This is a genomic window from Streptomyces rugosispiralis (assembly GCF_024505145.1).
Classification (GTDB): domain Bacteria; phylum Actinomycetota; class Actinomycetes; order Streptomycetales; family Streptomycetaceae; genus Streptomyces; species Streptomyces rugosispiralis.
This window is the reverse complement of the sequence record NZ_JANIAA010000156.1, coordinates 1-1417: the sequence shown is the minus strand read 5'-3', so window position 1 is coordinate 1417 and position 1417 is coordinate 1. Positions and strand designations below refer to the sequence as shown.

Below are 1417 nucleotides of genomic sequence, written 5' to 3'. Positions count from 1 at the left end.
ATTGTGGTCGCCGTCGAACCAGACCCGGTTGCCGATCTGGATCGGCGCGTTCGCGGCCTCGTAGGCGATATCGCCGAGCCCACCGGCCTTACCGAACCCGCTCTGTGCCTGACTGACGAACTGGTACGCGTTGTGGGTCGGATCGTTGCCCGGACCCTCACCGGTCGTGACGTTGTGGTAACCGGTCCCGGAGGTCGCGACGTTGGCGACCGGGTCGAACTCCGTGCTGACGACCCACTGCTGCTGCGGAATGTAGGCCACCGAGCCCAGCGCGGTCTCCGCGTGAACCCCGTTGCCGAAGTAGTCGCCCGGGAAGTACTCGACGACACTTGGGTCCTGGTTGCCACCGGTGGCGGGGGTGGCGTGGTTGGGGCAGCTTCCGGTGCCTTCCCACTCGTATCCACCGGTGGGAGCGGCACAGGCCATGTTGATGTCGCCGCCGGCCATGCCGCTTTCCGGGGTGTTGTCATTCGGCCTCGGGTCCAGTCCACCCCAGCTCACGACGTCCATGAACCGGTCGCGGAAACCGAGGATCATCGAACCGTCGCGGGCGAAGGCGAGGGAGGCGAGTTCCGGCTGCGGATCGATGAAGACGTTGCCCACCTTCCGCTCGTCCCACGTGGCCAGGGAGGTGTTCCACGGGTTCCAGTGGGTGGCCTGGACGACGTCGTTGGAACCGAAGACGGAGCCGCGCTTGGCGGTGAGCGGCTGGGTCAGCACGGTGTCGAACCGTCCGCCGTCGTAGGTGTAGACGACGGCTTTCAGGTCTTCGCGCTTCTGTGTGCTCTCCGCGTTGCACACGCCACCGACGTAGAGCTTGTTGTCGTGGACCTGAAGGCTGAACGGCCGCCAGTCACCGGGGCTCGCGCAGCCCGGGTCCGGGATGCGCACCGTCGATTCGGGTGCGGATGCCGTGGTGCCGGTCGCGTCGAAGCTGACCAGTCTCCGGGTCAGCAGGTTCACCGCGTACAGCGTCGAGCCGTCCTCCGACAGGGCCAGACCGCCGATGCTCTCCTTGCCCGGCGCATCGGTGAACCCGGCGTCCTTGATCATGTTGGAGGCGTCGTGCGACGTCGCCGTGGCGCCCGGCACCTTCGCGAACAGGGTCGGCGCGCTCCCACCGTCGGTCGGCGTGGTGTAGATCGCGTTACCGCCGTCCGGCCCGTACGGGGTGTACCGCCGGGCGAACGCGCCCTGGAAGATCCGCTTCTGGTGCTTGTCATAGGCCAACGCGAACGTCGTGCCCACCTGGGCCCTCGTGTTGAGCGTGGTCGGGCACTCGGTGTCGTCAGGACACGTACCTCGTTTGTCCGTCCCGAATGCCACCAGTGCCCGGGTGTCTTGCCCGTCGGCGGTGTTCTGGATCGGTACGAAATACCGCGAGTCCGGCAGTGCGTAGTCGGCCGGGTTCCAGACC

General features: G+C 67.0%; 1 pseudogene. It reads right to left on the bottom strand.

Annotated features, from left to right (window positions below):
* Window positions 1–1417 (bottom strand): annotated as a pseudogene (locus tag NP777_RS46810) (SdrD B-like domain-containing protein); the annotation flags it as partial.